The following is a 26,493-nucleotide window of genomic DNA, read 5'->3' as shown; positions in this document are numbered from 1 at the left end:
AGCCTGGTTCGGGTAATCAGTCTCAATCCCTTCAAGATCAGGGTACCGTCAGAATGAGCTTTTTACCGAAGTCAAGCGGATCTACGTGTCTCAATCCCTTCAAGATCAGGGTACCGTCAGAATAGCAGTTTTCCAGAAAACGCCTGTGCGACTAGCAAATCCAGGCTTTGAAAATTCATCGTCAGTAGTCTTTTGAACATAACTTAAATCCTTGATATAAATCAATGTAAAATTTCATAGCGTCCCAACCCGAAGGTGGCATTTTTACCCACGTGGAGGTAGCTTCCGAGCTCCAAAAAAATCTGCAACGCTTCGGGAACCCGGCTCAGCGTCCAGGTACCGACGAGTCCGCCGAGATACATGCTCTTTTGCTGACGGGACGAATAGCGCTTCCAATTTTGCCAACTCAACGCATGGGAAGATTCGACCGCAAGCGCGGCTTCCCTCAGGGCGTGATAGTTCAGATTCGGCTTGTCTCCATGAAATTCGGCAAGCAAACCGATCCGCCGCACGAGCGCGGTGAGGAAAGGCAGGGGCTCGATGTCTTTGGCACCGTAAATCTTCCCGTTATTCTGGAGGCGCAGCGGCGTCACAAAACGCAAGGTCTTGTCGGCCTCCCCTCGGGGAGCGGTCAGCGTCAGTTGTTGCGCATGCGGCTTGATCGATTCGGCACCCGGCTCGTAAATCGGCTCGTCCCCTGCCTCGGTCTCAAGATAAACACATTGCAACGAAGCCTTCCCGCGGCAGACTTCGTAGGAAAAAGCGCGTTGCATCGCATAGACGATCAAGGCCAACTTCTGCAGGGCGTCGCCGAAGAGAACCACGGAAAATTCCAGTCGATCTCCGACGTCCAGGTGCTTTCGTCCGCCGAGGGGCGCCTCAATGACGTAAGGGTTCGGCACCTTGCTGAAGGACTGCAAGGCGTGCTCCGCGGGCGCGGGCGTCTCGAAAACGGACGTATAGGCGCACGTACTGCGAAGGGGGCACGTGGAGCAATCGCTCATACGGGTCATGCACGCGGTCTTTCGCAACGCCCGTCCGAACGCACCGCGAAAGGCCGAGCCCGCATAGTCCGGGAGTTCGATGGGGCTTGTAACCGCAAAAACAAATTTGTATCGTGCCAGAGGCCACGTCAACGGTATGTCGGTCATCTCTCTTCCTCAGTCGCCTGCAAGCTTGTTGAGCAATTCTTTGAGTTCTTTTTTCGCCTTACCCTGATACATGCCCCGCTCCTTGACGAGCGGCGCGAGCGTCAGAGCGCAAAACTTCCGGTCCTCGATGTTCGCCCAGGTCGCAGCCTCGCGCAGGAGTACCTGGACAGCTCGAAAGAGATCGGACCCGGGGTTGACGGTTCCCGAATACTTGGCAAGGCTCTTCTCGAGGACAACCACACGCCGCTTCTCGTCGCTCATCGCCGCAAGTCGCGCTTCTTCGGCGGCTTCGGCGACTTCGGCAGCCTTACGTCGCTCAACCTCGGCCCGTGCTTCCTCTCGGCGACGAGTCTCCTCTTCGCGACGGGCTTGACGCAAGGCCTGGAGGTCGACCGTCTGCATGTCGGGCCAAGCACGGCACCAGGCCTTCAAGGGTTCGGACACTTCGTCGCGGAACTCCAAGAGCGCCCATCCGAAAGGAAGGACCTGACTGTCGTTCACCACGAAGGTCTGCATCTTGGGCGGCTTCTCGTCACTCGCCGAGAGACGCAACGACAGAGCCCCCTGAAACTTCCCGACGCGCAAAAGCGCCATGTCACCCCGCTTCAAGAGCGGATCGATCGAGCCGAGGATCTCCCGCATACGGCGCACCCAGTCGCCAGCTCTCGGGTCGACGTCAAGCAACCGTAATTCCGTCTCAAGCTTCGGGCGGTTGAAGGCGGTCAAATCCCGAGCGATGCGTTGAAAGTCGACGTACGCATCGGCGCCCCCCGATTCAGACCGGTCCCCCTCAATCGTCCAGCTCGAAGAAAACGCACGGTAGCCGCCCGGCCAGAGCGTCTCGATCGCCATGGGAATCCCTTCCTTGCGCCCCGAGGTTCCCCGTGCGTCCTTCGCGAGTCGCTTGGCCGACACAGCCCGCATCACGACGGGCGCCTCGGGCATGAAGTCGCCGACCTTGAGAAGTCGAAGGGGCCGCTTTTCAAACCCCTTACCCCAGAGATCATCATCCTCACAAACATGGCGTTTCCCGATATGGAGACGCTCGAGAAGCGCCGTGTGCACCGCGCCCTTGACACTCGATCCGGGGATAAACGCCGTGTCATCGTCACCTGCGGCCGTGTACATCGTGCGTTCGATCAAACACTGATTGTCGCTTCCCTTTCGTTCGACGAGCTTTTGATAGTTCGAGCAGACCTCGCGCCCGGCCCGAACGGCCGTTCGGGCTTGAGCGGTGAAGATTCGACGGTTGCGATGAAAAAAACAGCCCAACCGATCCGATCGCCTTTCAGAGCGAGACGACGAAGCTCCTGCCGCTCCTGCTCGGGCAGCCAAACAAGCGAAGGCTCGAACCCGTAGAGGATGCCCTCGTCAATGACGTAATTCGTCGGATCGTAGGTTTCCCCGCAACCGACGTGCACGGGCGAGAGCAACGTCAGAAATACGCGGCGGGTTAGATATGGCGTAGCGTGCATGATCCTCTCTCAATGACGAATGTCGGGCGTTACGGCGAGAAGCGGCGCATAACCCTGGGCCACCGTATCCGCATAGGCCGAGTGGCCGGCAATGCCGCGCCCCGCAAACCGCAACGACTGCGGCGCCTCGGCGCGCGTCGTCAGCAACGCTCCCGTGTCAGCGAGAAGCAGGGGCTTTTTGAAGGGCACGGACGAAAGGGCGCGCATGTTTCCGTGACGACCGAAATAGGTCACGGGCTTGTAAAACGTACGGTCCGAACGGAATACGCCCGCAACGGGCGACATCGCCGCGAGTGAGAGAAAGTGCGTCGAAGGCGGCTCGTCGGGTTGGACTTCCGCGTGCGTGACGACGAACTTCCCCGCCCCCGAGGAGGCGTCGGCTCCGAAACCGAAAAGGCCCGAATTTTCAAGGAGCATAAGGAATTCCTTCCGATCGAGACGGGTTTCGTCGAGAACCGCATGGATGTCGAGCCGAGCTCCGACACCGAACGTCGTATCGGTCGTATCGAAGGGAGCGAACCGCCCTTCCCCCGTCGTCCCCGTCGCGCGCGAAATCGTATTGCGCGTGCGTTCTCCGCTGCGCGCGGAGAACCCCGACTTTGCGAGATCGTCGTCGGTGAGTGCGCGATCGCGCCAGCGCGCCACGGGTTCGCGAAGCGCCTCGCGCGGCAACCACCGCAAAACCTTGATGCGCTTACGCTCCCGGGCGTTCACTTCGGGCGCCCACCAATGGACGGGCATCGCCGGCATCGGTACAACGCCCGAGGGCATCGCATCCGAGAGTACGAGAAACGGACGACCGTCGACGTACCCGTCGAGCAACGACGTCAGGCGAGCCGAGCCGAACGCCTCCGCAATCGTCCAGGCCAACTGCCCGAAAAGCTGTCCGCCCTTCAACGGCGAGACAAAGCCCGACCGCGGTTCGATGGTGATGAGAAGTCGTTGCATGTGCAAACTCCGAGGGAAAGCGCCGGTGTTGCCGTCCGAATCACAAGGGGCGGAAGGGATCGATCGAACGGTAAAGTTCGGTCGCGTCGTGCCCGTCGATCTTGAGGTCGTCGAAGCGCACCTTGCCGTAGCCGCGGGAAAGCGATCCGCCGATCCCGTCGAATTCGACGAGCTTGAGACCGGCCAAAAGCGTCTTCATGAGACGCTCGTCGTCGCCGAGGTCCTTGAGTGTCACCGTCATTGAAAACCGCGCCCCCGAGGGAACGCGTTCCGTCTGGCGGGGGTGTTCGGCCGTGCCCTTAATGCGATTGATCACGTTTTCGCTTTTCGCTTCCGTGAGGAGGCGCCGTGCCTCGTGCTGCTCCCGAACCCAGGCGGGGTCGAGCGCGAGGTCCCAGAAGGACGCGCGCGTCGGACCGACGGCGCTCGCCTCGTCAACCGTCAGATCGGCCCCGGCGCTCATACCGAAGAGCTTCAAAATATCGAGCACGGCTTCGGAACCCGACTGCTTGTAATCCTGCCAGTCGAGCGGCTTTTCCTTCACGAAGCCGCTTCGCCATTCGAGCATCGCGCGCATCTTGCCCTTGAGACTCGATCCCGGAATGTAGGGCTCGTTCGTGATCGGATGCTTGATGACCGGGTTGTCGATGCCGCCGATGTGCATTTCACCGTCGTTGCCGCCGACGTGCAGGCCGGTTTCGCACACGACCGTCGCCGTAATTTTGTGAAGGTTCTTGAGTTGCATCGTCTGTCTCGCTGGAAATGTGTCGTCCGCCTGCGGACCCAACCGCCCCTGGCGCGGTTGTTGCTTTATGGAATCCTCGGTCATTTCTCATTCATTTCGAGGAACTTGCGAAAGCCGAGAAACGCCTCGAAAAAGAGCTTTCCGTTTTCAAGGCTCGCGGGGTCCTTGATCCCGTCGAGCAAAGCGTTGACGAGCACGCGGAAATTCTCGTCGATCAACTTGCGGGCGCGGGCGTATGCGGCTTTTGCCCGGAGCATCTGCAGGTAAGGTTCGATCTCGCGGAATTTGGCTTTCGGGTCGGGCGCCGTTTTCACCTGTTCGTGCCACAGGACGAGTTCGTCGTAGAAACGGCGGATCTGCGTCGACTTGTTTTCGGTCTTCGACGAGCGGCACTTCCGAGCCGCACGTTCGGCCTGCGTTGAAAAAAGGTCGCCTGCAAGCGGCGGGTCGAGCTTCAAGGTCACCGTCCACTCGACCGGGCTCGATGACGTGTTCGTATTCGAATAGCTCATGGGTAACACTCTCGAAAAAAAACGGATATTCGCGTAGAAAGTCTTCACCGCGCCCGACGGACGCCGTAAAAGAGATTGGTCAGCGGGATGCGCAGTCGGGCGCCGTACGTTTCGAGGTCACGCGTCAAGCTCCCGAGCAGCTGCGTCGCAGCTTCGGATGCTGCGGAGGACGACAGCCGCCGCTCGCGTGCGACGCTCTCCATCCAGCGCGTCGTCCGGTAATAGAGGCGACTGCGCCAGATCGCGGCACGCGGATCGTCGCGCCGCTCGGCGAGCTCCATGATCTCGAAGAGAGCATAGAGGTACGAGGTCGAGAGCCCGTACGCCGATCGCCACGATTCCAGTCGCTCCTGAACGGCGAGGAGCGCCTTCCACTCCGTCCACGAAACGCACTCGCCGTATGCGCACGCCGCATTGCGTCCGGAATTCTTCGCTCGGGAAAGCGCGTCTTCGGCAGCCTCGGAGAAACGCCGCACCGGCATCCCGGGCTTCACCACCGCAAAGCCCGCACTGAAGTGCACTTCGGGGTTGGCAGCCGCGAATTCGACAAAGCGGTCGCGCAACGCCGTCGCAAAGCGCTGCGTCTCCAGAAGGGGACCGATGAAGAAGAAGTCGTCCCCGCCCGCAAACACCGTATAGACGTGAGGAAACGCCTTCGAGCATTCAAAGGGCACGGCGATCGAGAAAAACGCATTGAATTCCCGCGAAAGACTCGCCATCTTTGCAAAATTCATGCCGCGACCGCCCGCACCGACGAGGCCCTCCTGGAAAATGCGCCCGAGCTGGTCGACGTCGCCCTTGAGGGCGCAGAGCGCGGGGACCCCGCAAATCCGCCCCCGTTCGTCGAACGACTGACCGAGTCGCGCGAGCCACTCGAAGGGAAGAATCCGCTCGTGTCCGATGTCCTCGCTCGAAAGACCCGCAAAGCGCGGTTCGTCCTCGGGAACGAGCGCATCGTCGAGTCGCGGAACGTACCCGTTGATCGAGCGCCTCGAAAGCCCGCGCCAGAGCACCTCGTCCGAAGCGCGCGGCATGGAAAAGTCCCAGATGCGTCGAATGTTTTCCGCGGGAACCGCCCGCAGGAACGCGTCGACGTTGCCGTGCGCGAAAAAGACCGCCCGAGAGCCGAAAATCACACCGTTCAAGACCTTCGTTTCGAAGCCGAGTCCGTCAAGCCGCACGTCCTCGTCGACGAGCGCGAGCGTATCCATGCGTACGATCGCCTCGCCGACCGCAATTTCGTCCCGCGTGAGTCGGGCGGTCGGCAAGCCGTTCTCGTCGAGCGCGTCCGCGGGCCACCGCCCCTGCCAGGCGCAGGGCCCGAACCGGTAGTCCGCTTCGAGCACGGGACCGGGCACGCGCGTCGGATCCTCGTCGAAGAGCCGATAGCGCGTAAGTTTCGAGCGCTCGAGGCTTTCGAAAATCGAACGCATGAGTTTCGGGAACCGCTCCCCGGTAAGGTCCCGAAGGGTTGCGGCCTGAAACGCGAGTCCGAGACCCGCTTGAGCGCAGGTTTCCTTCACGAACCAGGCTTCGAACGTCGACTCCGCCTCGCGAAGGCGCTCGCGCACTTCAGGCGTGTTCGGAGCAACAATGAGAAACTTGCCCGCCGCATTGAGAATCTGCGACGTGGCGGGAAGCGCGAGCTTTTCCAAAACGGCGAGTGCCGCCGCTTCGGTAAGGAGCGACACGTAAAACGACCGACCGCGCAGGATCTTGGCCGCCTTCTTCTGCGTGCTTGCCGCACCGGAGAAGATGAAGTCCTGGATCCCGAAGAAGTCCCCCTGAACGAGCAGGAGCGACTCCTCGTCCCAGAGCGAACGATCCTTGAGGCCGCGAACCAGCGCGTCTGCATCCCTGCCGCTTGCCTCGCACCAGGCCCAGAGGGCCGTGGCAACGGCCGCGGTTGCTTTGGAGTGGTCGTAGAGCGACACGTCGGGGCGCGCGTTGAAGGCAGTCGCCGACGGGATCGCCTGCGTATAGACCAGCCACAACGTATCGAACGCATCAAGCCAGAGCGGCCAATTCCGACGCATCGCATTCGGAATCCGACGACCCGCTTTCAAAAAGTCGTCCCAGAGGGCGCGATACTCCCGCTCGCCCTCGGTCCGCTTCTCGGGAACGATCCCCTGTCGGGGAAAGAGCGCATCGACGCTCAACGCGCGCAGGGGCTTGCGCGTGAGGGGCGCCGAGCCTTCCGGTTCGTCGAGACGGATTTCCTCCAAGAGGCTCCAAAGACGCGTCCGAATGTAATCGTCCCCGTCGCTCGACCGAGCCTCCTCTTCGGTTTTCATTTCGCGCTCGAACCCCGACGCCGCACGGTCCGCCGTCGCGACGATCCACTGCAAAAGCGTCTCGGGTCGGTGGTGAGCGCCAGCCGCGTTGATGAGACTGTCCGCGTGCTCGAGTGCGCCCGCTCCTTCGAAGGGCGCGGTCCGCCCTCCGACCAAGTCCGGAAGCCACGCCTCCATCGCATCGATCGCCATGGGGGTATATGCCGCATGAATGTGCGTGGGGCGATTCTCCGGCGTCCTCGGGCAGTAGAGCTGAACGTGCGTGTCCTTCGTCAAGGGCGACACGGTGAGGCCGGCGCGTTGAGCAAACTTGCCGGCATCGTGAATCAGAGACGCAAAAGCCACACGAGCGGCTTCGTCGATGAGGTGCATGGTTCGGGCCTCTTGGAATGGTGCCGAAAAACGGGAGCGAAGCGCCCCGTACGCAAGCATCTTATCAGTCCGCCGACACCGTCACGCCGCTCACAAGTTTGGGACTTTCCCTGCAAGAGAGGGCAGTCGGATCATCCCGAACGTTGACGGTCCGTCGCTCACCATCCGCCCCAAATCTCCCAACTGCGAAGCGGTCGCGTTTCGGTTGCGTCTTTCACAGTCGGCGCGGACGTCTTTCGAGCGCTCGTGTGCGTGCCCGTCGAGATCGCCGCACGGGCGGGCGCCTTCCCCGTTTCAAGAACGGTCTCTTTCCAAGTTTCCCGATTTTCCCGACTGCGCGGAAATTCGGGGCTTTCGGTTTCGAGCGTCTCGGAATCTTCCGTTGCAGGACTCGCTTCGAAGCCCGCTTTCGAAACCGCCTCGGAGGGTTGCACCGCTTCGAAGAGGCTCGCCGTTTTGGAAACCGGTTCGGGGCGTTCGGAAGTCTTGGAGGCCCCGGTTACGTTCGTTGCTTTTGTTGTGTTTGTCGCCTTCGCTGCCTTCGCCGTCGCGAGGGGCCCGGGGCCCGCAGGAAGGTCGGTGACCGTCGGCACGTCGTCTGCCGTCTCGATGTCGAGCAACCGATCGAAGGCCGCAAGGAGCGCCCGCAGGCCTTCGGGGCGCTTTTCGGGAATCTCCCAATCCGCGAGCCGCGCGAGGATCGTCACGCGATCGGCGGCCAAACGGTGCGTTTCGATCTGACGGCTTCGCACGGCCTCGGATACGATCGCGCAGAGTTTGCGCATGCTCTTTTTCGCCGCGAGTACGTAGAAGTCCCCGGACTCGCCTCCGCTTCCGCCGAGAACGGCAAGGGCCGATCCCTCCACCGCTCCCGCATGCGCGATAGCCGTACGGGCGGAAAGAAGGGCGGCACGGATTTCCCCCCGACGCTCCGTGCCGAAGCGCGTGCGGGAAAGTTCCGCCGTCGCGTCAAGGACGAACCACAGGGTCTCCACCGAACGATTGCCCGACCCCGAGAGCGCGATGCGTGCCGCGTCCTCGAACGCGCGCGCGGCGGGCGTTTTGTCGCGCTCCTCCACCCAGCGTTCCAGATACTGAAGGCCCGATGTCGTGGCGCACAGATCCGCAAAGGTCTTTCCGCGATAGACGCCCGAAGGAAAAACGTCGCGTACGTCCATCACATGTCCTCCCCGGGACGGCTTTCATTCGTGCCGAAAATCCGCATCGCAAGCGCGTCGCAGGCGGCGCGGTCCGTGGCGGAAAGTTTGTTCAAAAACGCAAGTTGCAGCCCCGCACGGAAGGACGCATGCGCGACCCCGAGACGTGCGGCGAAGATGAGCGTACGCACCGAAATCGTGTCGGAGATCTTCCCCGCGTCGAAGGCTTTGCGCACTTGCGCGGCAAAATCGACGAGGCGCCCCGCCTCTTCGTTCGTGACGACCGTCGAGCGCTCGAGAATCTTGATTTCGTCCTTGCGCGCCATATAGCCCTTCTGAAGCACGAGCCCGAAGCGGTCGAAGTTGGCGGCGTTCTGAAGCACGGTCCCCTGATAGAGTCCCGTTTCGTCCCCGGTGCCGTTCGTGTTGCCCGTTGCGAAAAATCGAAAATCGGGGTGCGGTCGCACGACCCGCATGTCCGCGGGCGCTTCCTTGATCATGAGGGGCTTGCCTTCGAGCATCGCCTGATAGACCCCGAGTACGTTCGGAAGCCCGAAATCGTACTCGTCCGCGAGGTAAGCCCAGCCGTACTTCATGGCGGTAGGCAACGGCCCGTACTCGAAAACCGTACTCCCGTCCTTCACCGTCCACTGCCCGACGATCTGCGACTCTTCGGTGTTCGACGTATGCTGCACGCGCACGAGCGGTCGGCGCGTTCGGGCGCAGATCTGCTCGACCATCTCGGTTTTCCCGACGCCCTTGTGTCCCCAGATATAAACGGGAATCCCCATTTCCACGGCGGAGAGCACGTACTTCAGTTCCTGCACGTTCCAGACGTAGTCCTCGCGCACGTCGGGCACGAGGTCGAAGTCTTCGGCCGCGGGGCGACACACCGTGATCGGAATGGGACGACGCCCGCACGTGGAGCGCGCGAGGTTGCCGCGCAACCCGAAGACTTCATGCAAATAGGCTTGCGTCGCAAAGCCCGAACTCCCCCGCTCGGCCTCGGAGCGAAGCGCGGGGCCGTCGGGCGAATCGGGGCGTGGTGTTTCAGTCATGTAAAGCTCTCGGAACAATGCCGGTTTTCCGTGCTCGGGCGACGTTGAGAGCCGCCCGAGCCGGGAAGATGACGATGGAATTCCATATCGTACCCGAGGTCGCGAAGGCCGCGGACTTTACGGGGTGAACGGCAACAGCGGCAACAACGGAACCCGCTCGGGCGCGGGCAACAGCCGCCGCAAAGCGGGCCGCGGCAAAGCGAGTCGAGGGCGGGGAGCAGGCAACGCGGGGAGCGCGGCGACCCGGAACTTCGCAACCTTCGGTTCGGGCTCGGGACGGATTCGAAAATAAAAGTGCTCATTCTCGATGCGCCATTCGAAGACCTTCGGATGTCTGCGCACGATCGCCGCGAGCCTCCTCGACTGCGTGCGTTTCCCCCAATGAAAGCCGAGCATCTTGGCATAGTGGCCGACATGACCGCCGCACGTAAATCCATCCGCGTCATGGAAGCGTTGGTTGATGGCTTTCAGCAGCCGCACGTCGTCCTCTGCGGTAACCGGCGTCACGCCGAGCGTCGCAGGCTCGTCGGCTTTGTTCGTTGCGGTCGCGGGAATTTCAGGCTTCTCGGGCGCCTCCGGCTTCCCGAAGCTCGCGGACGCTCCCGGTGCTTGACAGACCTTGGAGGGCTTGGGGACTTTTGCGGCTTTGGGGGCGGCAGGCGCTTGGGCCGCTTGAGTTGCTTGTGCTGCTTCGGCCGCTTGCGCCTCCTCGGGAAACTCGGTAAAGACCGCGCAGCTCTTCCGGTAGCCGATGGGCGTTTGCGTTTTGCCGAAGCCCACGTAGCGAACGCCGCGCTCGCGCAAACGCTGCGCAAGCGGCATGAAGTCCGAGTCGCTCGAGACAACGACGATCTCTCCGAACCCGTCGGCCGCGAGCTCGATCGCGTCGATCACGATCGCAAAGTCCGTTGCGTTTTTACCGGCCACGGCCGAGAGCTGCTGCATTTCGCGCAGACCCTGCCGCAGACATACCGCATGCCAGCCCGAAGAAAGGGCGGTTTTGCGCCAGTCGCCGTAGACGCGTCGCACTTCAACCGCATCCCAGGCGTCGCCCAACCGTTCGACGACGAAGTCGAGTGCTTTCGGGGACACGTTCTCGGCGTCGACGAGAAGCGCCGTACGGGTGCCGGGCCGCGCATCCGCGCGGAGCCTCGAAGGCTCTTCGCGCACCGAGGAAGAGCCGCGATCGTCGCCTTCAGCCCTCAGGCATCGGCGGATCCAAGAGAAAAGTCGAAAACGCAACATCGCACTACCGGAAAAAAGACGGTTAAAGTGACACAAAGTCTATCCCGCATCTTCTCCGGGTATTGCGGTCCCCGTCAGTACCCCAGAATGAGCGCGTGGAGTTCCCGCACGACCGTGCCCGGCAGGTCTTCGAGCCGGTGAATGACGACGTGCTTCGGGTAGAAGCGCTCGACCGCCTCGGACATGATCCCGAGCCCGATCGCATCGATTCCGCGTCGGGGAAGGCTCGCCGTCACGGCCGCAAGGTGCGCTTCCTGGTCGGCGAGCCACCCTTCCGCCGCAGGTTCGCCGTCCGAGAGCACGATCAAAATGCGACGCCCTTCGGGACGAAGCGCCAGACGCGCAGCCGCCCGCTCGACGCACTCGCCGTCGACGTTGTTGCGCATACGCGAGACGGGAAAGGTGAGGAGCGACGCGAGGCGCTCGCGCGCGGGTGCGTCCCACCGGTCTTCGAACCGTTTGAATAGCGGCATGTAAAGGGGTTCGAATCGACTCCAGCGCTCCCAGTCAAGCGGTGCGGACGCGATTTTGAGCGTCGTAAAGCCCGCCACCTCAAAGGGGACGCCGAGGCGCGCAAGCACCGTCGAGAGCGCATAGGCCGAAACCGCGGCAAGGCGCATGGGGGCGCCCGCCATCGAGCCCGAGCAGTCGATGAGCAGCGAAACCGCGGCGTGGGTCACGAGCGCAGGCTCGCGCTTTTCAAAGACCCGCACGTCGCCCGAAGCGAGACGATAAAGGGCCGAAGCACGGAGTTTGCCGCTTCTGCGACCGGGCGTCACGTGAGAGAGCTTTCGAGCGGCAAAGGCGCGCTCAAGGTTTTTCTGAATCGTTCCCGTCATCGAGGCGGTGAGCCGTTCGATTTCCGCGACGGGCGCGTCCCCGCGCACGCGCACGAGCTCCGCCCGATCGTCGTCCGTCGAATAGACGCGATAGACCGCACGCGCAAGAGCCGCTTCCGCAACCCGAGGAAGAAGGCGCGCCGCGATCCGCTCGAAGACGTCGTCGGTCGCGTCGGCTACGTCGAACGACCGAAGGACTTCCGTCGCCCGAGGAAGAGCAACCTCATTCAAATCGTCCCAATCACCCGAAGCGGTCCGATCGTCTGCATCGTCGGAATCGAGCCCGAAGTCGCCACGGGCGGCATTCAAGAGAGCCTCGGCGTAGCTTGCTTCACCTGCGCCTTCGTCCTCACCTTCTCCCTTATCTTCATTGTTTTCCTTGTTTCCGGCCTTCCCGGAATCTGCTCGGTCGTCTTCGGCGTCGCTCTCGGCTCGATTCCCGGAAGCGTCATCGGACTCCTCATCCGAGTCCGCTTGCGAATCGTCCGTCCCCTCGCCGGTCCCCTCCGTCGGGTCGTCGCCGGAGCCCGCACCCTCTTCCTCATTCGTCCGCGATTCCTCCTCGGAATCCTCCGAATCCTCGGACGATTCGGACGGCTCAGATTCGTTCGCCTCGGCGGAATCTCCCGACGCACCGCTCTCCTCCGCATCCGACTCGCAGTCGCTCTCGGCCAGAAGACCCGCCAGCACTGCCGCAAGCCGTGCCGCGTCTTCCGTGGAGGTGAGCTCGTCGAAGGCCTCGGGCAGCGTCACGCCCGCAAAGCGCTGCGCGTACGCGCATTGAAGGTGCGCACGAAGCGCGGCCGGATCGAGCCCTTCTTCTTCGGATCGGATGTCATCTTCCGCGTCGACGACGGTCGTTCGACGGTCGTCAAGTTGAGCCTCGGCCGGGGTCTCAAAGAGCGCATCCCCGACCGCCGCCCGCACCGCGCACGCGAAATCCGCAGCTTCCCTTTCGACTCCGGCCGCACCCGCGAAGAGTCGCTCGTAATAGCGTTCGAGGTTGTAGGTTGAGCCAGGGAAACGCTCTTGCATGAGGCGCTCCGTTCGGGCATCTTCAAGCGCGCGAAAGATCCGCGCCGCGACGGGGTCGCGCGTCAGGCGCTGCGTCGCTTCCGTGCGGCGCGTAAAGAGCGCACGGGCGGCCGCGCGGTCGATGTGCCCCTGAAAGACTTCGAGCACCGCCTCGTCGACAGTGTCGGGCAGAAGCGGCAGCGTGATGGCCGTCGGCCGACCTTCGCCGTCGAACTGCGTCTCAACCGACGTGCCGCGAAAGCGTACGACAAGCCCCCGCCCGACGAGGAGCTGAAGGAGGGGCTCCGCGAGGCGGCGCAACGCATTGACTTCCACGGGCGCACCCGCGTGCGGCAAAGCGTCGAAAAGAGGTGAGGAAGATGCTGTGACCATTCCGAAAGCTTATCGGAACGGCGGAAAGACGTAGAGGGAAAAGGAGGAAGGAATAGGAAGGAGGAAGACCCGGGTGAAGCAAGGGCCGGCAACCTCATCGATTGCCGGCCCTCTCAAGAGACCCCGAAAAACAACACGGGCGGAAGGAGAACCGCGACCCACGAGCATTACCCCGAACCCGAAGGTCGCCCCGCGCGAGCCTGTTACGCGAACCGCAACGGCTTTGTGCGAGCACGTGTCGTCTTCGTTGAAATCATTATGCCCTACCCGCACCCAAAATGCAAGTAGTTCTCATTTGTATTTATGAGAAGACGGCACGCACCCGCACGTCGCAACCGACCTGCCTATATCGTGCCGACGAACAGAAAGTAGAAAAAGGCCGACGACACCAAGCTGTCGTCGGCCTTTTGGAGAGACCCCGAAAAACAACAAGCGCAGGAGATACGCCGGGCGTGGACTGTTTTCCCGTCAGTCCGGGCCCATCCGTCGGAGCCGACCCCTTTGGCCCCTTTGTGTGACGGTGTTGTTTCCCGTTGAGTTCATTATGCACAAGCGCTGCGGCAAATGCAAGTTATTCTCATTTCGAAATGTAAGAATCGTTTCGCACGCCTCACATCTCACGAGTCACGGGGTCAAGGAGCCGGGTTGGGGTCTGCCGCTCACACCTGACGTTTGGGGGCCTTGCCAGAGCGTGAACCGGACCATGAGCCGCTCAACGGCTCCATCAGCATCAGCTCGCTCCCGATCTCGGCCATGGCCCGCAGGTGCCTCACGCGAGAGGAGCCGCCCGGAAAAACAAAAACCCCCGGCACCGAAGTACCGGGGGTTCTTGAATGGGGAGTCTGGCGATGTTCTACTTTCACCGGAAATACAACCGACTATCATCGACGCTAAGGCGTTTCACTGTCCTGTTCGGAATGGGAAGGAGTGGGGCCACCTCGCTATGGTCGCCAGACAAAACTTTGAATTTTGTACGGAATCGAAATGAAGCGGGCTGCGATGCCCATCGATTTCGAAGTTCTCTCCGACAGGAGAAAAGCTTCACGGTTATAGGATCAAGCTGCACGAGCAATTAGTATTGGTTAGCTCAACGCCTCACAGCGCTTACACACCCAACCTATCAACGTCCTGGTCTCGAACGACTCTTTAGGGAGGTCAAGCCTCCAGGAAGACTTATCTTCAGGCAAGTTTCCCGCTTAGATGCTTTCAGCGGTTATCTCTTCCCGACATAGCTACCCGGCGATGCCACTGGCGTGACAACCGGTACACCAGAGGTCAGTCCACTCCGGTCCTCTCGTACTAGGAGCAGCCCCCGTCAATCTTCCAACGCCCACGGCAGATAGGGACAAAACTGTCTCACGACGTTTTAAACCCAGCTCACGTACCTCTTTAAATGGCGAACAGCCATACCCTTGGGACCGGCTACAGCCCCAGGATGAGATGAGCCGACATCGAGGTGCCAAACACCGCCGTCGATATGAACTCTTGGGCGGTATCAGCCTGTTATCCCCAGAGTACCTTTTATCCGTTGAGCGATGGCCATTCCATACAGAGCCACCGGATCACTATGACCTACTTTCGTATCTGCTCGACTTGTCGGTCTCGCAGTCAAGCACGCTTTTGCCATTGCACTATCAGCACGATTTCCGACCGTACCTAGCGTACCTTCGCACTCCTCCGTTACCCTTTAGGAGGAGACCGCCCCAGTCAAACTGCCTACCATGCACGGTCCCCGATCAGGATGACTGACCTAGGTTAGAACCTCAAACAAATCAGGGCGGTATTTCAAGGACGACTCCGCGAGAACTGGCGTCCTCGCTTCACAGTCTCCCGCCTATCCTACACAGATCGGTTCAAAGTCCAATGCAAAGCTACAGTAAAGGTTCATGGGGTCTTTCCGTCTAGCCGCGGGGAGATTGCATCATCACAAACACTTCAACTTCACTGAGTCTCAGGAGGAGACAGTGTGGCCATCGTTATGCCATTCGTGCAGGTCGGAACTTGCCCGACAAGGAATTTCGCTACCTTAGGACCGTTATAGTTACGGCCGCCGTTTACTGGGACTTCGATCAGGAGCTTGCACCCCATCAATTAATCTTCCAGCACCGGGCAGGCATCACACCCTATACGTCGACTTTCGTCTTTGCAGAGTGCTGTGTTTTTAGTAAACAGTCGCAGCCACCGATTCTCTGAGACCTCTTCACGCTCCGGGTGTTTCTCCCTTCACGCTACCAAGGCACACCTTATCCCGAAGTTACGGTGTCAATTTGCCGAGTTCCTTCTCCTGAGTTCTCTCAAGCGCCTGAGCATATTCAGCTCGCCCACCAGTGTCGGTTTGCGGTACGGTCCCGCCAAGCTGGAGCTTAGAGGCTTTTCCTGGAAGCACATCCAATCACTTCGGTTCCGTAGAACCTCGATCCTTCGCCTCGGAAATTCGTCGACGGATTTGCCTGTCGACTTCCTACGCTCGGAAACCGGGACTTCCAACACCCGGATGATCTTCAATACTCCGTCCCCCCTTCGCACTTGGCGGCGGTCAAGGAATATTAACCTTGTTCCCATCAGCTACGCTTCTCAGCCTCGCCTTAGGGGCCGACTCACCCTGCTCCGATGAACGTAGAGCAGGAAACCTTGGGCTTACGGCGAGCGGGCTTTTCACCCGCTTTAACGTTACTCATGTCAGCATTCGCACTTCCGATACCTCCAGCAACCTTTGCAAGTCACCTTCGCAGGCTTACGGAACGCTCCCCTACCACGCACATTGCTGTGCATCCGCGGCTTCGGTTATTGACTTAGCCCCGTTACATCTTCCGCGCAGGAAGACTCGATCAGTGAGCTATTACGCTTTCTTTGAAGGATGGCTGCTTCTAAGCCAACTTCCTGACTGTCTTAGCCTTCCCACTTCGTTTTCCACTTAGTCAATATTAGGGACCTTAGCCGGCGGTCTGGGTTGTTTCCCTTTTGAGTCCGGACGTTAGCACCCGGTGCTCTGTCTCCCGTGCTCAAACTTCCAAGTATTCGGAGTTTGCCATGGTTTGGTAAGACGCCATGTCCCCCTAGCCATAACAGTGCTCTACCCCCTGGAGTCATACACGAGGCACTACCTCAATAGTTTTCGGGGAGAACCAGCTATCTCCAGATTTGTTTAGCCTTTCACCCCTATCCACAGCTCATCCGCTAATTTTGCAACACTAGTCGGTTCGGTCCTCCAGTGTGTGTTACCACACCTTCAACCTGGCCATGGATAGATCATCTGGTTTCGGGTCTACGCCCAACGACTGAATCGCTCTGTTCGAACTCGCTTTCGCTGCGCCTCCCCTATACGGTTAAGCTTGCCATTGAACGTAAGTCGCTGACCCATTATGCAAAAGGTACGCAGTCACCCCTTACGAGGCTCCTACTGTTTGTATGTATGCGGTTTCAGGATCTATTTCACTCCCCTCCCGGGGTTCTTTTTACCTTTCCTTCACAGTACTGGTTCACTATCGGTCGATCACGAGTATTTAGCCTTGGAGGATGGTCCCCCCGTCTTCAGACAGGATGTCACGTGTCCCGCCTTACTTGTCGTGTTCTTAGTACCATGACTGCGATTTCCCGTACGGGGCTGTCACCCTCTATAGCCGAACTTTCCAGATCGTTCCGGTATCGAAGTCATTATCAAACACAGGGCTTCTCCGATTTCGCTCGCCGCTACTTTCGGAATCTCGGTTGATTTCTTTTCCTGCGGTTACTTAGATGTTTCAGTTCACCGCGTTCGCCTTCATAACCTATGTATTCAGTTATGAATACCTGTAAAACAGGTGAGTTTCCTCATTCGGAGACCTGTGGATCAAAGCTTATTTGCCAGCTCCCCACAGCTTTTCGCAGGCTGTCACGTCCTTCATCGCCTGTGATCGCCAAGGCATCCACCACATACACTTAGTCACTTGATCCTATAACTCTGAAGCCTTTTGCCTTCAAAGCTACAAGCAACCTGTAACGTGTTTCGCTGTTTCTCTGATTTATGTCGGTTCTTGAGAACTTCATGAAATCAAATGAATGCAATCACAACCCTCAACTGCTGCATCTCCGACCCTCTCATCAAGAGCCGGCGCATTCAGTTGAACGCTTCATTTCTTTTCCAAATTTTTAAAGAACATTCCTGTCTTCGAAAATCATTTCAACGACACGGATAAGTGTGAACACCGTGAAGAGCGGCAGGCCGTTCGGACTTGCTCTCTTTAAAGGAGGTGATCCAGCCGCACCTTCCGGTACGGCTACCTTGTTACGACTTCACCCCAGTCATGAAGCCCACCGTGGACGCCGTCCTCCTTGCGGTTAAACAAACGTCTTCTGGTGAACCCCACTCCCATGGTGTGACGGGCGGTGTGTACAAGACCCGGGAACGTATTCACCGCGGCATGCTGATCCGCGATTACTAGCGATTCCGACTTCATGCAGTCGAGTTGCAGACTGCAATCCGGACTACGATCGGTTTTCTGGGATTTGCTCCGCCTCGCGGCTTCGCTGCCCTCTGTTCCGACCATTGTATGACGTGTGAGGCCCTAGCCATAAGGGCCATGAGGACTTGACGTCATCCCCACCTTCCTCCGGTTTGTCACCGGCAGTCTCACTAGAGTGCCCTTTCGTAGCAACTAGTGACAAGGGTTGCGCTCGTTGCGGGACTTAACCCAACATCTCACGACACGAGCTGACGACAGCCATGCAGCACCTGTGTCCAGATTCCCTTGCGGGCACTCCCAAATCTCTTCGGGATTCCTGGCATGTCAAGGCTAGGTAAGGTTTTTCGCGTTGCATCGAATTAATCCACATCATCCACCGCTTGTGCGGGTCCCCGTCAATTCCTTTGAGTTTTAATCTTGCGACCGTACTCCCCAGGCGGTCTACTTCACGCGTTAGCTTCGTTACCAAGGAAATGAATCCCCAACAACCAGTAGACATCGTTTAGGGCGTGGACTACCAGGGTATCTAATCCTGTTTGCTCCCCACGCTTTCGTGCATGAGCGTCAGTCGTATCCCAGGGGGCTGCCTTCGCCATTGGTGTTCTTCCAAATATCTACGCATTTCACTGCTACACTTGGAATTCCACCCCCCTCTGATAAACTCCAGTCCCGCAGTCATAAATGCAATTCCCAGGTTAAGCCCGGGGATTTCACATCTATCTTACGGAACCGCCTGCGCACGCTTTACGCCCAGTAATTCCGATTAACGCTTGCACCCTACGTATTACCGCGGCTGCTGGCACGTAGTTAGCCGGTGCTTATTCTTCAGGTACCGTCAGCAGTTCCGGGTATTAACCGAAACCTTTTCGTCCCTGACAAAAGCAGTTTACAATCCGAAGACCTTCATCCTGCACGCGGCATGGCTGGATCAGGGTTTCCCCCATTGTCCAAAATTCCCCACTGCTGCCTCCCGTAGGAGTCTGGGCCGTGTCTCAGTCCCAGTGTGGCTGGTCGTCCTCTCAGACCAGCTACCGATCGTCGCCTTGGTGAGCCTTTACCTCACCAACAAGCTAATCGGGCATCGGCCGCTCCTCTTGCGCGAGGTCTTGCGATCCCCCGCTTTCACCCTCAGGTCTCATGCGGTATTAGCAACCCTTTCGGGTTGTTATCCCCCACAAGAGGACACGTTCCGATGTATTACTCACCCGTGCGCCACTCGCCACCCGGGAGCAAGCTCCCCGTGCTGCCGTTCGACTTGCATGTGTAAAGCATGCCGCCAGCGTTCAATCTGAGCCAGGATCAAACTCTTCAGTTCAATCTCTGTTTTTCGCTCTCTCGCCGGAATTGAAAGAGAAGGAATTAACCTTCGTCTTTCTATCAGACAAGTGCGAACTTCGTAAAATTTTTGAGCCGTGCCCGCGAGGACACGTTGTCGTTTGAGCGACCTCTCGCTTTCCGATGTTCACACTTATCGGTTCGTTGAATCTGATTTTTAAAGAGCACTGCGCTTCGTGAAGCGCAGAATTGAAATCATACAGAGTCGATTTCGTTTTGCCAAGAGCGATTTTGAAAATTTTTCGCGGTCGTTCTTGTTTCCCTCTCGAAGTCCGCCGCTCGAGGCGTCGTCGTTCGCGAGAGGAAGTGAATTATACGCGGGAATTTTCGTTTGTCAAGAGTTTTTTTTCGAGGTCGGCGATTTTTTCTCGGCCCTCGAAAAGGCGAGCCCCCTCCGACTCGTGAAGTCGAAGGGGGCTCGCAGAGTTTGCGATCGATTCGATCCTTTCGAACCGACCGACCCGCTTGCGCGGGTCGAAGGGTTTCGGGGGTTCGGTCGATCAACCCACCCAGACGCGGGCGTTGCGGAACATGCGCATCCAGCCCGAAACGTCGGTCCAGGCGTCCGGGTGCCACGAGAGCTGCAGCGCGCGGTGGCTGCGTTCGGGGTGCGGCATCATGATCGTGAAGCGCCCGTCGGTCGTCGTCACCGAGGTAAGGCCGCCCTCGGAACCGTTCGGGTTCATCGGGTAGGCTTCGGTAGCGGCACCGGTGCTGTCGACGAAGCGCGCCGCCGCATGCACGAGCTTGGCGTCTTCGGGACGCAGGAAGCGAACGCGACCTTCGCCGTGCGAATTCACGATCGGCATGACGGAGCCCGCCATCCCCGCGAAGAAGATCGAGGGGCTTTCAAGGATTTCGACGTTGACGAGTCGCGCTTCGAACTGCTCGGACGTGTTGCGAACGAAATCGGGCCAGGCTTCGGCACCCGGAATCAGGTCGCGCAGGCGGCTCATCATCTGGCAGCCGTTGCAAATCCCGAGACCGAACGTGTCGTTGCGGTGGAAGAAGGTCGAGAACATTTCGACGAGACGATCGTTGTGAAGGATCGTCTTCGCCCAACCGCCGCCCGCACCGAGCACGTCCCCGTAGGAGAAGCCCCCGGCACACGCAAGACCCTTGAAGTCCGCAAGGTCGACGCGCCCCGAGAGGAGGTCCGTCATATGAACGTCGTGCGCTTCGAAGCCCGCACGCGTAAAGGCGGCCGCCATTTCGTTCTGCGAGTTGACGCCTTCTTCGCGAAGGACGGCGAGTTTCGGACGAACGCCCGAGGCGATCATCGGAGCGGCGACGTCTTCGTTCACCTCGAAGGTCGTCTTCGCGAAAAGACCCGTGTCGGTCGCGTCTTCGACGCGAGCGGCTTCGCGATCGGCGCAGGCCGGATTGTCGCGGCCGCGGGCGATCGCGTGGGAGACTTCCGTCCAGGCCTTCTGGAGTTCGGCACGCGGGAAGCGCGCGACGACTTCGCCGCCGCGGACGATTTCGATCGCGTCCGTGTCGGTCACTTCACCGATGAAGTGCGAGCAAGAGGCGAGCCCTTCGGCACGCATCGTCGCCACGACTTCGTCGGCACGGTCGGCGCGAACCTGGAGGAGCGCGCCGAGTTCTTCGTTGAAGAGAACGTTCGTCACCGTAGCACCCTGCGCTTCGAGGAGCGAGTCGAGCGTCAGGCGAACGCCGAGGCGCGAAGCGAAGGTCATTTCGGCAGCGGTCGCAAAGAGGCCGCCGTCCGAGCGGTCGTGGTAGCTCAAGACGCAGCCCGAAGCGACGAGCTTCCGGACCGCACCCACGAAGCGCGCGAGCGCCGCGGGATCTTCGCAGTCGGGAGCAGTGTTGCCGAAACGCTGCTCGACCTGCGCGAGGATGGAGCCGCCCATGCGGTTGCGACCGAACCCGAGGTCGACGAAAACGAGGACGGAGCTGGGTTCGCGCTTGAGTTCCGGCGTCACCGTCAGAGCCGCATCGCCCACCGGAGCCGCGGCCGACACGATGAGGGAGACCGGGGACGTGACGCTCTTCGCGTCGTCGCCATCCTTCCAAGCGGTCTTCATCGAGAGCGAGTCCTTCCCGACCGGAATGGAGATGCCGAGCGCGCAGCAGAAGTCGGACGCCGCCTTCACGGCGTCGAAGAGACGCGCGTCTTCGCCCGGAGCGCCGCAAGCGGCCATCCAGTTGGCGGAAAGCTTCACAAGCGGCAGTTCCACGTCGGCCGCGCACATGTTCGTGAGCGCTTCGCCCACGGCCATGCGAGAGGCGGCCGCGGAGTCGATCACCGCGAGGGGCGTGCGTTCGCCCATCGCCATCGCTTCGCCGCGGTTCGTTTCAAAGCCGAGCGTCGTCACGGCGCAGTCCGCAACCGGCACCTGCCAGGGACCGACGAACTGGTCGCGCGCAACGAGCCCGCCCACCGTACGGTCGCCGATCGTGATGAGGAAGGACTTCGAGGCCACCGTCGGATGACGCATCACGTCGTAGGCGCTCTTTTCGATGTCGATCCCGGTTTCGTCGAATTCGGGGAGGTGCTTTTCTTCGTGACGCACGTCGCGGTGCATGCGGGGGGCCTTCCCGAGGAGGACTTCCATCGGCATGTCGACCGCATCCGTTTCACCCGCGGCACGCGCGAGCTTCAAGTGCGCCTCTTCGGTGATCGTGCCGATCACGGCAAAGGGCGCGCGTTCGCGTTCGCAGAACGCCGTGAAAAGGTCGAGCTTCGCCGGATCGAGCGCAATCACGTAGCGCTCCTGCGATTCGTTGCACCAGACTTCAAGCGGGGACATGCCGGACTCTTCGACGGGGACCTTCGTAAGGTCGAACGAAGCGCCCTTGCCGGACAAGTCCGCGAGTTCGGGCATGGCGTTCGAGAGACCGCCCGCGCCCACGTCGTGAATGGCGAGAATCGGATTTTCTTCGCCCATCGCCCAGCAGCGGTCGATCACTTCCTGGGCGCGACGTTCCATTTCGGGGTTGCCGCGCTGCACGGAGTCGAAGTCGAGCGCTTCGGAGTTCGAGCCCGTCGTCATCGAGGAGGCGGCACCGCCCCCGAGACCGATGCGCATGCCGGGGCCGCCGAGGACAACCAAGAGGCTGCCGACGGGCGGAACGGTCTTCTTCGTCTGGTCGTCGCGGATGCTGCCGATACCGCCCGCGAGCATGATGGGCTTGTGGTAGCCGTAACGAACGCCGTCGATGTTGGCTTCAAAGGTACGGAAGTAGCCGAGGATGTTTGGACGGCCGAATTCGTTGTTGAAGGCGGCGCCGCCCAGGGGACCTTCCGTCATGATCGAGAGCGGCGTCGCGATGCGCGAAGGGGCGCCGTAAGCAGCCTGCGCCTTTTCGCCGCGCGCGGCGTCGCCGTCGTTTTCCCAGCGCTGCGGAGCTTCCGGGAGGTGCAGGGCCGACGTGGTAAAGCCCGTGAGACCCGCCTTCGGACGAGCACCGCGGCCCGTCGCGCCTTCGTCGCGGATTTCGCCGCCCGAACCCGTCGAAGCACCCGGGAAGGGCGAGATCGCCGTCGGATGGTTGTGGGTTTCCACCTTGAAGACCGTGTGCACGACTTCGTCGCGGCGTTCGAACACGCGCCCGAAGAGGTCGCCCTCTTCGCCCGGACGCGGGTAAAGACGCGTGGCCGTACCGCCTTCGAAAATCGCGGCGTTGTCGGCGTAGGCCGTGATCGTGCCCTGGGGCGACGTCTTATGGGTCTTGCGGATCATGCCGAAGAGCGTTTCTTCGCGCTCCGTGCCGTCCAACGTCCAACGGGCGTTGAAGATCTTGTGGCGGCAGTGCTCGGAATTCGCCTGCGCGAACATCATGAGTTCGACGTCGGTCGGGTTGCGCTTCATCGTGCCGAACGCATCCGCGAGGTAGTCGATTTCGTCTTCGGACATCGCAAGCCCCATGTCGAGGTTCGCGCGCTCCAGAGCCGCACGACCTTCTTCCATGAGGGGGACGGTCGCCATCGGGCGGCCTTCGAGGTCGACGAAAAGGTCTTCGCCCGTGAAGTCCGAACCCACGACGGATTCCGTCATGCGGTCGTGAAGCTTCGAGGCGAGCACTTCAAGCTCTTCGGCCGAGGGGACGTACCCTTCCGAGAACGCGAGCGAGAAGACCGTGCCGCGTTCGACGCGCAGCACCCCGCCGATGCCGCAATTCTTCACGATGTCGGTCGCCTTCGAGGCCCAGGGCGAGATCGTCCCGAGGCGCGGCACCACCATGAAGGCCGCGTCCGCGCGAACGTCCGCCGCCGGGTCGCCGTAGACGAGCAACGAGCCGAGACGCTCGGCTTCAACATCCGTCAGTTCGCGTTCGGCATGCACGAAATGCACGAAGCGGCCAGAGACCGCTTCGACATGAGGTTGGACGGATTGGAGCGCGGCAAGCGCACGACGGGCGCGAAAGTCCGAAAGCGCGCAACCGCCCGGGAGGGCGAAGACGATGCCGTGAAAGGTGGTCATAGCTGTCCTAGTGAGAGAGAAGCGCCCGGGCGGAACGGGTGAAGTCTGTCTGCGCGGGCGCGGGAGATGGAAAATCCAAAGTGGCGCCATTATAAACGGGCGACGCTCGACGCGCCGACCGAGAGGCGGGCGCCGAGGGATTTTCCGCGAATTTTCCGCCCGGAAGAGCCACCTCCGGCGGGCCTCGAGCGATTCGCGGGATCTTCCGAAAACGCGAAAAAGCTCCGTACCGAAGTACGGAGCCCTTCCTCCCGAGCAACTCTCACAAAGAGCGCGACCGCTCGCGCTCTCATGCGCTCATCACTTGCAGCAGGTCGCGAGGTCGACGTTCTTCGACTTGAGCCAAGCCTGCATCTGTTCGATTTCGGGGCCCTGAGCGGCGATGATCGCTTCGGCGAGCTTGCGCATTTCGGGGTCCTTGCCGTACTTGAGCTCGACTTCGGCCATCTGAACGGCGCCCTGGTGGTGCGGGATCATCCCGACCGCAAAGGCGATGTCGGCGTCCGTGACGTTCAGGGACTTGGCCATCCCTTCGTGCATGTCGGTCATGCCGGCCATGAGTTCCTTGTGCATGGGGAGCATGTCGCCGTGCGTCTCGCCCTTCGCCTTCGTCTTTTCGGGGTTGCGGGCGAGCCACGCGTTCATCTGTTCGATTTCGGGACCCTGGGCGGCGATGATCGCTTCGGCGAGCTTGCGCATTTCGGGATCCTTGCCGTACTTGAGTTCGACTTCGGCCATTTCAACGGCACCCTTGTGGTGCGGCACCATACCCGCGGCAAAGGCGGCGTCCGCGTCGAGGAGCATCATGCCCGCGTGCATGTCGGCGTGCATGCGGTCCATCCCGGCCGCGAGTTCCGCCTGCATCGGGGTGCGTTCGACCTTGTGCGTGCCGTGGTTCATCATTTCGTGATTCATCGAACCGTGGTTCATCCCGGCGTGCGGATCGGCCGCGAAAGCGCCGCCCGAAGCGAGAGCGAGACCGGTACCGAGAAGCGTGACGGCGAGCGTGGAAAGGGTGCGCATGGTGTGGGTTCCTTCTTGTGAAGAGGAGTCCGCGACCGATCGGATCGAGGCCGGAAGCGCGGACAGGAGAATACGAAAGAAAAACAAAGACCGGAAACGCGCCCGAAGGTTCGGCTGAAATCCCGAAACGCCCCGCCCTCGGGCCGCGTTACGGAGAGAACTTTAACGCCCCATCCTTAGAAACCCCTAAGAGTAGATACAAACCCTAACAAGCTTCGCGAACGGTTGCAGAAATCGTTTCTGTATTTTGCTCCAACGCATCGGGGCCGCCTCGCACGTGCGAAGCGGCCCCGACGGATCCGACGAAGGCTTATGCGCTTACGCGGCGGCAGCGGCCTTCTTGTCCTTCGTCTTCATGAAATGGAGCCCGGTCGCGAGCACCACCATGAGGCCGAGCGCCGTACCGAAGGAGGCGACGAGGTTCCCGTGCGTGAAGCCCGCCACGACGTAACCCGCCGTCGAGCAGAAGGCGACGAGCAAAGCGTACGGAATCTGCGTCGAGACGTGTTCGATGTGGTTGCACCCCGCACCCGCCGACGAAAGAATCGTCGTGTCGGAAATGGGCGAGCAGTGGTCGCCGAAGACCGAACCCGCAAGGGTCGCGGAGAGAACGACGATCGTCAGCTGCGGATCAATTCCCTGCACAACCGGCACGATGATCGGAATGAGGATCCCGAACGTCCCCCAGGCCGTCCCCGTCGAGAAGGAGAGGAAGGCGGCGATGAGGAAGGTGGCCGCGGGGAGGAAAAGCGACAGGTCGCCGCCCGACGATTCGACGAGCCCCTGCACGAAGAGGGGCGTCTGCAGAAGGTCGCGGCACACGCCCGAGAGCGTCCACGCGAGAACGAGGATGATGTTCGCGGGGAGCATCAGCTTCATCCCTTCGACCAGGCCCTGCATGAAGTCGGCAAAGGGCACGAGACCGCGCGGGACGTAAAGGAAGAACGCCACCGCCACGGCGCCGAACGCAGCCCAGACGAGCGCCGAGGCGGCGCTCGAATTGCCGATTGCTGCCTGGAACGTGTGGTATGCGGCGTCATCGCCCCAGTAGCCGCCCGAGTACATGAGGGAAAGGACCGCAAAGACGATCAGAGCGAGAACGGGAACGATCATGTCCCAGAGCGTGCCGCGGGGATTCGCGTGCGGAGGTTCGGCGTGCGCGTGTGCGGCGACGTCGCCCACGTCGCCCGCAAGGGCGCGCTCTTCGGCGCGCTTCATCGGACCGAAGTCGTACCCCGTCAACACGATGAAGAGAATCATCAGAATCGATAGGAGCGCGTAGAAGTTCCACGGAATCGACGCGACGAAGGCCGCCATGTCGGATTCGAAGACGCCGTTACCCTTGAGGGACGACCCCACGGCCGCCGCCCACGAGGAAACGGGCGCGATGATGCACACCGGCGCCGCAAGCGAGTCGATGATGTAGGCGAGCTTCGCGCGGGAGATGCGGTAGTTGTCGCACAAGGGGCGCATCACCGTCCCGACCGAGAGACAGTTGAAGTAGTCGTCGATGAAGATGAGAATCCCGAGACCCGAGGTCGCAAGGAGCGTCCCTTTGCGGCCTTTGATCTTCGTGACGGCCCAGCTGCCGTAAGCCTTGGTGCCGCCCGACATGGCGACCACGTAGACGAGCGCCCCGAGAAGCGAGCAGAAGATGAGGATGTTGAAGTCGACTTTGTTGCCCATGGTCGTGAACGCCCCTTCGAGCGTACCCATGAGCACGTTGCCGTCCGTACCGATCGTGTAGATCAGCGTCCCCGTGAGGATGCCGAGCACGAGCGAAGAGAGCACTTCCTTCGTGGCAAGAGCAAGAACGATCGCCACGATCGGAGGGACGATCGAAAACCAACCGGCTGCATACGGTTCCATGTGTGTTTTCCTTGAGGCGGTCGCCGTCCGCTCAAGGACGGTCGGAAGGCGACCCGTTCGATTTCGTGCGGCTTCGCGTTTCTCGCGCGCGAAGCCCCGGGCGAACGGACGCGGGACGAGGGGTCTTGTGACCCGCTTCTTTGTTTTGGGTGAATTCCCGCGACCGATAT

13 protein-coding genes and 3 rRNA genes are annotated in these 26,493 nt (G+C 60.7%); all 16 read right to left on the bottom strand.

What is annotated here, in order from left to right; genetic code table 11:
* Positions 1-221: 221 nt before the first annotated feature.
* The 16 genes from cas6 to S6FBBBH3_RS04875 all read right to left on the bottom strand — a co-directional run bounded on the left by cas6 (position 222) and on the right by S6FBBBH3_RS04875 (position 26,323).
* On the bottom strand, positions 222-920 hold the full coding sequence (cas6, locus tag S6FBBBH3_RS04950; RefSeq protein ID WP_170143823.1) for a CRISPR system precrRNA processing endoribonuclease RAMP protein Cas6: 699 nt from the start codon (positions 918-920) through the stop codon (positions 222-224).
* Positions 921-1,160: 240 nt separating this feature from the next.
* Positions 1,161-2,294 carry a hypothetical protein gene (locus S6FBBBH3_RS04945; RefSeq protein ID WP_123957641.1) on the bottom strand — a complete coding sequence of 378 codons (1,134 nt, stop codon included), beginning with the start codon at positions 2,292-2,294 and terminating at the stop codon, positions 1,161-1,163.
* A 341-nt stretch (positions 2,295-2,635) separates the two neighbouring features.
* Positions 2,636-3,574, bottom strand: a complete 939-nt coding sequence (gene csm4, locus S6FBBBH3_RS04940) for a type III-A CRISPR-associated RAMP protein Csm4 (RefSeq protein ID WP_120176692.1) — start codon at positions 3,572-3,574, stop codon at positions 2,636-2,638.
* Positions 3,575-3,614: 40 nt separating this feature from the next.
* Entirely contained in the window at positions 3,615-4,319 is a 705-nt protein-coding gene (gene csm3, locus S6FBBBH3_RS04935; RefSeq protein WP_120176691.1) for a type III-A CRISPR-associated RAMP protein Csm3, read from the bottom strand.
* Positions 4,320-4,399: 80 nt separating this feature from the next.
* Positions 4,400-4,831, bottom strand: a complete 432-nt coding sequence (gene csm2, locus S6FBBBH3_RS04930) for a type III-A CRISPR-associated protein Csm2 (protein ID WP_120176690.1) — start codon at positions 4,829-4,831, stop codon at positions 4,400-4,402.
* 44 nt (positions 4,832-4,875) lie between these two features.
* Positions 4,876-7,497, bottom strand: coding sequence for a type III-A CRISPR-associated protein Cas10/Csm1 (gene cas10, locus S6FBBBH3_RS04925; RefSeq protein ID WP_170143822.1), 2,622 nt, complete (start codon positions 7,495-7,497; stop codon positions 4,876-4,878).
* 158 nt (positions 7,498-7,655) lie between these two features.
* Positions 7,656-8,675 (bottom strand): hypothetical protein, encoded by a 1,020-nt coding sequence (locus S6FBBBH3_RS04920; protein WP_120176688.1) that lies wholly within the window; start codon positions 8,673-8,675, stop codon positions 7,656-7,658.
* Positions 8,675-9,712: an AAA family ATPase gene (locus tag S6FBBBH3_RS04915; protein ID WP_123957640.1), complete on the bottom strand. Its 1,038-nt coding sequence runs from the start codon at positions 9,710-9,712 to the stop codon at positions 8,675-8,677. Before S6FBBBH3_RS04915 ends, S6FBBBH3_RS04920 begins: the two co-directional genes overlap by 1 nt.
* A gap of 117 nt (positions 9,713-9,829) precedes the next feature.
* A complete protein-coding gene (locus S6FBBBH3_RS04910) occupies positions 9,830-10,957 on the bottom strand; it encodes an NYN domain-containing protein (protein ID WP_120176686.1) in 1,128 nt (375 codons plus the stop codon).
* Between the two features lie 74 nt (positions 10,958-11,031).
* Positions 11,032-13,203 (bottom strand): cobaltochelatase CobT-related protein, encoded by a 2,172-nt coding sequence (locus tag S6FBBBH3_RS04905; protein ID WP_120176685.1) that lies wholly within the window; start codon positions 13,201-13,203, stop codon positions 11,032-11,034.
* An 840-nt stretch (positions 13,204-14,043) separates the two neighbouring features.
* Positions 14,044-14,158, bottom strand: a 5S ribosomal RNA gene (rrf, locus tag S6FBBBH3_RS04900).
* 96 nt (positions 14,159-14,254) lie between these two features.
* Positions 14,255-17,135, bottom strand: a 23S ribosomal RNA gene (locus S6FBBBH3_RS04895).
* Between the two features lie 290 nt (positions 17,136-17,425).
* Positions 17,426-18,960 (bottom strand): 16S ribosomal RNA (locus S6FBBBH3_RS04890).
* The 16S, 23S and 5S rRNA genes sit together here, the layout of an rRNA operon.
* 520 nt (positions 18,961-19,480) lie before the next feature.
* Positions 19,481-23,431, bottom strand: a complete 3,951-nt coding sequence (gene purL, locus S6FBBBH3_RS04885; protein ID WP_120176684.1) for a phosphoribosylformylglycinamidine synthase — start codon at positions 23,429-23,431, stop codon at positions 19,481-19,483.
* Between the two features lie 300 nt (positions 23,432-23,731).
* The gene (gene copM / locus S6FBBBH3_RS11410) at positions 23,732-24,454 is read right to left on the bottom strand and encodes a CopM family metallochaperone (protein ID WP_120176683.1); all 723 of its coding nucleotides are present in this window, start codon (positions 24,452-24,454) and stop codon (positions 23,732-23,734) included.
* A gap of 318 nt (positions 24,455-24,772) precedes the next feature.
* Positions 24,773-26,323, bottom strand: coding sequence for a Na+/H+ antiporter NhaC family protein (locus S6FBBBH3_RS04875; RefSeq protein ID WP_120176682.1), 1,551 nt, complete (start codon positions 26,321-26,323; stop codon positions 24,773-24,775).
* Positions 26,324-26,493: the final 170 nt, after the last annotated feature.

Source organism: Sutterella megalosphaeroides (genome assembly GCF_003609995.1).
In the GTDB taxonomy this organism is placed as follows: domain Bacteria; phylum Pseudomonadota; class Gammaproteobacteria; order Burkholderiales; family Burkholderiaceae_F; genus Sutterella; species Sutterella megalosphaeroides.
This window is presented reverse-complemented; position numbering and strand designations above follow the sequence as displayed.